The organism is Arthrobacter sp. Soil761, from assembly GCF_001428325.1.
GTDB lineage: Bacteria > Actinomycetota > Actinomycetes > Actinomycetales > Micrococcaceae > Arthrobacter.
The window spans coordinates 77,120-83,318 of the sequence record NZ_LMSF01000007.1; the positions used below are offsets into that span (position 1 = coordinate 77,120).

At 65.3% G+C, this 6,199-nt stretch carries 6 protein-coding genes and 1 pseudogene; 5 read left to right on the plus strand and 2 right to left on the minus strand.

The features are described from left to right. The first annotated feature begins 9 nt into the window (after positions 1-9). The 3 genes from ASG79_RS06490 to ASG79_RS06500 are packed head-to-tail and all read left to right on the plus strand — an operon-like array spanning position 10 to position 2,787. The gene (locus ASG79_RS06490) at positions 10-990 is read left to right on the plus strand and encodes a PmoA family protein (protein WP_018771325.1); all 981 of its coding nucleotides are present in this window, start codon (positions 10-12) and stop codon (positions 988-990) included. Positions 991-993: 3 nt separating this feature from the next. Then, positions 994-1,725, plus strand: a complete 732-nt coding sequence (locus ASG79_RS06495; protein ID WP_056389439.1) for a cupin domain-containing protein — start codon at positions 994-996, stop codon at positions 1,723-1,725. Positions 1,726-1,761: 36 nt separating this feature from the next. Then, complete coding sequence (locus ASG79_RS06500) at positions 1,762-2,787, plus strand: LacI family DNA-binding transcriptional regulator (protein WP_018771323.1); 1,026 nt, start codon at positions 1,762-1,764, stop codon at positions 2,785-2,787. Between the two features lie 50 nt (positions 2,788-2,837). On the opposite strand, the pseudogene ASG79_RS23020 reads toward ASG79_RS06500, so the two are convergent. After that, positions 2,838-3,221 (minus strand): annotated as a pseudogene (locus tag ASG79_RS23020) (VOC family protein); the annotation flags it as partial. A gap of 278 nt (positions 3,222-3,499) precedes the next feature. Between ASG79_RS23020 and ASG79_RS06510 the strand changes: the two are divergent. Both ASG79_RS06510 and ASG79_RS06515 read left to right on the plus strand, forming a co-directional pair. After that, a complete protein-coding gene (locus tag ASG79_RS06510) occupies positions 3,500-4,888 on the plus strand; it encodes a GmrSD restriction endonuclease domain-containing protein (protein ID WP_056389444.1) in 1,389 nt (462 codons plus the stop codon). 81 nt (positions 4,889-4,969) lie between these two features. After that, entirely contained in the window at positions 4,970-5,680 is a 711-nt protein-coding gene (locus ASG79_RS06515; protein WP_056389447.1) for an excalibur calcium-binding domain-containing protein, read from the plus strand. A gap of 220 nt (positions 5,681-5,900) precedes the next feature. Here ASG79_RS06515 and ASG79_RS24030 read toward each other — a convergent pair. Continuing rightward, a partial coding sequence (locus tag ASG79_RS24030; protein ID WP_235509752.1) for a hypothetical protein occupies positions 5,901-6,199 on the minus strand: 299 nt, incomplete at its 5' end.

Here is a 6,199-nt window from a genome sequence, read left to right on the forward strand (position 1 = left end):
GGCACCACCATGACCACCCCCACAGCAGCGTCCCTTTCCGCTGTGTCCGCGGCATCACTCAGTTTCCACGACGATGGAGCGGCCCTCACCTTCACAGCCAAAGGCAGGCCTATCGCCACCTATACCTACAAGCCCACGGACGACCAGTACGAGAGTCCGCGGCCGTTCTTCCATCCGCTGACCACCCTGGGCGGGGACGAGGTGACAATTTCCCGCCCGTGGGACCACGTCTGGCATAAGGGACTTTCCTGGGCGCTGCCCAACGTGGGCAAGCACAATTTCTGGGGCGGAGCCACCTACACACGCGCCACGGAGTACGCCAACCTGGACAACAATGGTGCCATGACCCACGGATCCTTCACGGGCATCGACCAATCCGGCCCCGGCATCACGGCGTCGGAATCCCTGACCTGGACCTCGCAGGAAGGGGAACCGGTCATTGCGGAGAGCCGCCGGTTCAGCCTCCGGTTGGTGGAAGACGCTGCCACGGAGAACAGCGAAACCGAGGGGGCATACGCCATCCTCTTTGAGACCAGGATGAGCAATATCTCCGGCGAAGAGATCCGCATCGGCAGCCCCACTACGGAAGGCCGGCACAACGCCGGATACGGTGGCCTCTTTTGGCGCGGCCCCAGGTCCTTTACAGGCGGCGTGTTCCGCAACCAGGAGGATGCGGGTACGGACGAATTCATGGGCACCCGCTCGCCGTGGATCGCCTTCACCGGTACGCATGACGTCACCTGCCGGGCCTCCACCATCGCGTTCGTGGAGGACGGAAATAACCCCGGTGCACCCAACCAGTGGTTTGCCAGGTCGTCCATGTTCGCGTGCCTGGGCTCAGCCCCCTTCTTCAGCGAGGAGGTGCCCCTCCGTGAAGGTGCGCCGCTTTCCTACCGCTACGCCGTGGTGATTGCCGATGGCGGTGTGGACGCCGAACGCGCCCAGGCGCTGGCGGATGCTGCGCAAGCAGCGCTTCGCGATTGGGCGTAACGGATGGCCTCAACGTTTCCGGGCGCCACTGGGCTCTCCGAAATCAGCATCTACGACTGGCCGGGCGCCGACGGTGCAGCCGGCGGGTCGCCGCACGTGCACACCGCTTCCACGGAGGCGTACGTGGTGCTCCAGGGAATCGGCAGGCTGGAGACACTTGACTCGCGCGGCTTCACCTCGACACCGTTGGCGCCTGGGGTGGTGCTTTGGTTTACCCCCGGCACCGTGCATCGCGCCATCAATGATTCGGGTGACCTGAAGGTCCTTGTAGTCATGCAGAGTGCCGGGCTGCCCGAACACGGCGACGCCGTGATGACATTTCCGCCCGAGTACCTTGCGCACGCGGAAAAGTACCGGAGCGCAGCGGCGCTGGAACACAAGGACGCCGACGCTGGGCCGGACGCGGGCGAGCACGCCGCGCGCCGCCGTCGTGATTTGGCCCTGGAAGGTTACTTTGCGCTTAAGCAAGCCGTGCTGGTTTCCGGTCCGGCAGCACTGGCCGACTTCCATGCTGCCGCTGCCCGTCTGGTCTCGGACAGGACCAGCGCCTGGGCAGACGTTCTGGCGGAGGGAGCTGCCCGCCAGGCGGAAGTCACCCGGCAGCAGCTGGCCTCTCTGGACACGGCAGAAAGTATCTATCTGTCCGGTGCGCGAACTACGATGGGAAAACGGGAAAACCGCAGAATTTACGGCATGTGTGGCCGGATCCAGACGTGGGAACTTTCCGATACATAGCACCGGGCGCGTGACCCGGGTGAGAGGGCGGTTTCCGTGGTGAGCAAGCAGGACACCAGGCGCGCGACGATCAGTGAGATTGCCCGTGAAGCAGGGGTTTCGGTTCCCACCGTGTCCAAGGTGCTGAACGGGCACGCGCACGTGGCGGCAGAGACGCGTGCCCGGGTGGAGGAGATCATTGCCCGGCGCGATTATGCGCGCCGCCCTGCCAAACGCAGGCAAAAGGCCGGCCTGGTGGACCTGGTGTTTCCGGGGCTGGGCTCGGAATGGGCCCTGGAGATCATCGAGGGCGTAGAACGTGTGGCACAGGACGCCGGCTACGGGACTGTGGTCAGCAGCCTGAGCCTGGACGGCTCGCGCATCCGGCCGTGGCTGGCCAACCTCGCGGAGCGGAAATCGGATGGGCTGCTCATGGCCGTCTACCAGTTGGATGCCAAGCAAATCCAGCGGATCAAGTCCTTGGGGATACCTGTGGTGCTGATCGATCCTGTGGGCCAGCCTGGCCCGGACCTGATGACAGTGGGGGCGGCGAATTGGGAGGGTGGCTATTCGGCCACGGAACACCTTTTGCAGTTGGGGCATAAGCGGATCGCCATGATCGGCGGCCGCGAGGACCTGCAGTGCAGCAGCGCCCGAGAGGATGGCTACATCTCGGCACTGCGCCGCGCGGGCATAGCCCTGGACACGGCGTTGATGGTTCCCGGCGACTTTTCCATCGAAGCGGGCGAGGCTGCAACCCGCAAGCTGCTGGAGTTGTCGGACCGTCCGACGGCGATCTTCACCGGCAACGACGACCAGGCCTTGGGTGCGTACCGGGCTGCGCGTTCCGCCGGGCTCCGCATTCCCGAAGACTTGTCCGTCATTGGGTTTGACGACATTCCGGCGGCCGAGTGGATCGAGCCGGGGCTGACCACGATCCGGCAGCCGGTAGTGCAGATGGCCGAAACTGCCATGCGCGCCCTGCTCCGGCATCTGGATGGTGACGAGGAACTGCCGCAGCGGATCGAGCTCGGCACCGAGCTGGTGGTCCGGGGTTCCACTGCCCCGCCGGCTAAAAAGTAGTCCGCACCCTCCGGCGCCCGCTCCCTTTTGGCAGCTTCTTTTAGGGTTTTGTGCGCGTCCCGGATGTCCGCAGGGGTCTGGCCCTGCATCACCCAGCGGTTGCCGTCGGGATCGGTGAAGTAGGCGAACAGGACGCCGCCCAGGTCCTGGATTTCGCTGATGTCCGCGCCCCGCCTGACCAGTTCGGCCCGGACCTCGGTGATGTCCGGAACCACCAGTTGCAGTCCCTCCAGGCTGCCCGGCGTCATGGCGGTCATCCCGGTGCCGATGACTACTGATGTGGGCGAACCCGGGGGAGTCAGCTGGACCACCCTCATGCCCGGAATGTGTTCCACGTCGTGGTCCAGGACGAAGCCAAGTTTTTCGGTATAGAACGCTTTCGACCTGTCGACGTCGGAAACCGGGACCTGGACAACCTCAAGACGCATCTGCATCCGGCCACTCTATCTTTGCGGCTCACGCAAGGGAATGGGAGCCGAACAGACGGGTTTAGCCACGCGAAACCGCGAATTATGAAGCACTCACACGGTATTGCGTCGGGCTTTCCTCAAGGTCCGATCAAGACTTGCTGAATGTTGGCCGAGGACGCGCAGGACGCCCGTTTTCGGTTTCGGTTGGACCATAGGCTCATGACGATGAGTTTGTCGGGCTTAGCAGCAGGCCCGCCAAATGTGGGGTCCCCTTATGGGGACCCCGTGAAAATGGGGAAAGAATGCCCGACCACGACACCCTTTTCGGGTTTGTTCCACCTGCGGCGGCACCGAAGCCGCCGCGGAAACCACGCATTTCAACGTTTATTGTTGCCGGCATCACCGCACTGTTCATGCTTTTGGGCGCGCTGAGCGGCGGAGTGGGCGGAGCCCTGGTTTTCCTGGGCATTTCAACCGCACTCACCGGCCTTTATGTCCTGCTTACAGGGCGGCGCTCCTGGGCCTGGCTCCCGGCGCAACGCAAGGCCGGCGCCATCGCGATCGCCGCGTCCCTCGCCCTCTTCATCGGCGGGGCCGTCGCCTTGCCGCACGTTGCCAGCGCAGACCTGGAGGCAGCCTCCTCGGAGAGCGCCGCCAAGGTGGCGTCCGCCAAAGCGAGCCCAACCGCCACAGCCACGGCTTCGCCGTCGTCCACGCCCACTCCCACCGCTGACAGCACTGGTGAGCCGCTGGACCCGGAGAACCCGGCCGTCCTTGCCGCCGGCGTCACCGCCACCGCACCCAACGCGCAGCCGGCCTACGCCACGAAGGCGGTCGATCTGTTGGCCACCCTTTCCATCAAGGGCCGGGCGCCGAAAACGGGGTATGACCGGGCGCAGTTCGGCCAGGCGTGGCTGGACGTGGACCGCAATGGCTGCGATACCCGCAACGACATCCTCCGGCGGGACCTCACCGGCATCACTTACACGAACAGTGTTCCCTGCAAAGTCCAGACAGGGACCCTGGCGGATCCCTACACGGGCAAGACCATCAGTTTTGTCCGTGGCTCGGGGACCAGCACTGCCGTGCAGATCGACCATGTGGTGGCGCTGAGCGACGCGTGGCAGAAGGGCGCGCAGCAGTTGACCACCGAGCAGCGGACGGCGTTCGCGAATGATCCGCTGAATCTCCAGGCAACGGACGGCCCCACCAACCAGCAAAAGGGCGACGGCGACGCGGCCACCTGGCTGCCCCCGAACAAGCCCTTCCGGTGTGAGTATGTGGCCCGGCAGATCTCGGTGAAGGCGACATATGGGCTGTGGGTGACACAGGCGGAGCACGACGCGATGGCCCGCATCCTCGGTGACTGCTCCGGACAGTTGGCTCCGACCAGCCAACAGTCCCCGGCTCCCGCACCGGCGGTGGCTGAACCGGCGCCTGCCGCGGCTGCTCCTGCTCCGGCGGCGGTTGCCCCCGCACCGGCACCGGTCGCTCCGGCGCCCGCGCCCGTTGTCCCGGCGGCACCTGCGCCGGCTGCACCCGCACCTGCTCCCGCCGCACCGGCACCTGCCGCCGTCTACTACGCCAACTGCACTGCGGCGAGGGCTGCGGGAGCTGCGCCGCTCTACGCCGGCCAGGCCGGCTACCGGTCCGCACTGGACCGCGACTCCGACGGCATCGCCTGCGAGTAGGCCCGTTCTTGTCCGGACTCTCCGGACGCGATTTCAACACCATCACACGCATTCCTAGGGGGAATCTTGAAAACAAGTCCCATGCCTGCCGCCGGCAGGTTGAAGAAGACGCTGGCTCTGGCTGTGCTTGCCGGCCTCATGCTGACGGGCTGCGGCGGCAAGCAGGCGGCGACGCAGCCTGCAGCAGCCGCAACCGCTGTTGCGCAAACGATCGAGACCGTCACCGTTCCGTCCGTGACGGGTTTGGCCCTGGACAAGGCCACGGATCAGCTGAAAGACCTTGGGTTTGAAGTTGATGCCAAGGACACGGCCCACGGCAAGTCGATCATGGTCAAGAGCAACTGGCAGGTGACCACCCAGGACCCAGCCAACGGTGCAAAGGCTGACAAGGGGTCCACGGTGCATCTCGGCGTCAAGAGCCTTGACGATATTGCGGCGGAGAAGGCTGCGGCCGACAAGGCGGCAGCTGACAAGGCCGCGGCCGAGAAGGCGGCTGCTGCTGCGAAGGCGGCCGCTGAGAAAGCCGCTGCCGACAAGGCCGCCGCCGATCAGGCAGCCGCTGCGAAGGCTGCCGCCGACCAGGCTGCCGCGGCTAAGCAGGCCGCGCAGGCTCCCGCACCTGCTCCTGTGGCAGTTCCTGCCGCACCAGCCCCCGTGCAGGCTCCGGCAGCTGCCTACTACGCCAATTGCACTGCAGCCAAGGCCGCGGGTGCGGCGCCTTTGTACAGGGGACAGGCGGGGTACAGCTCTTCCCTTGACCGCGACGGCGACGGCGTCGCCTGCGAGCGTTAGCCAGGCGGGGCAGTGCTAAGGCGAGCCGCGGATCCTCCTTTCCGGAGGTATCCGCGGCTCGTGGCTTTAAGGGCCAACCGAGGGAATTGAGGTCGGGGCCGGAGATGGGGGAGGCCAGACAGCATGTGCGGCAGCACACACCAGGGAATTACGACGGCGGGAGGCCGCTTGGGTGCCCCGACGGCCGTTCCTGCCCCGGGATTCCGCGGATCTTCACCCGCTAGGGGGTCGATTTGCGGTTGGGTGTGGGGGCGGGTATTGTTTTCTGAGTCGCCGCCGCTGAAGCGGAAAGATAGCGGCCAAACCCCTTACTGAACGGCCTGGAAATGGTTCGCCCCTTGGCGTGCCGGATGCGGGTGGGGCTGGTTTTTAGGTGGAGTGGATCGCGGTAACGCTGATTTGCGAAGCTTGTTGGAACCGGGTAAGTTTGGAAAGTTGCTCCGGAGCGAGCCTGGACGTTGGTTTGGGTGGTGCCGGGTGTGTCTGTTGTTTGAGAACTCAATAGTGTGCCAAGTTTGT

Bases quoted from the DNA above. Each gene is read 5' to 3' on its own strand.
- ASG79_RS06490 (WP_018771325.1), top strand. From the start codon at position 10: ATGACCACCCCCACAGCAGCGTCCCTTTCCGCTGTGTCCGCGGCATCA.
- ASG79_RS06495 (WP_056389439.1), top strand. From the start codon at position 994: ATGGCCTCAACGTTTCCGGGCGCCACTGGGCTCTCCGAAATCAGCATC.
- ASG79_RS06510 (WP_056389444.1), top strand. From the start codon at position 3,500: ATGCCCGACCACGACACCCTTTTCGGGTTTGTTCCACCTGCGGCGGCA.
- ASG79_RS06515 (WP_056389447.1), top strand. From the start codon at position 4,970: ATGCCTGCCGCCGGCAGGTTGAAGAAGACGCTGGCTCTGGCTGTGCTT.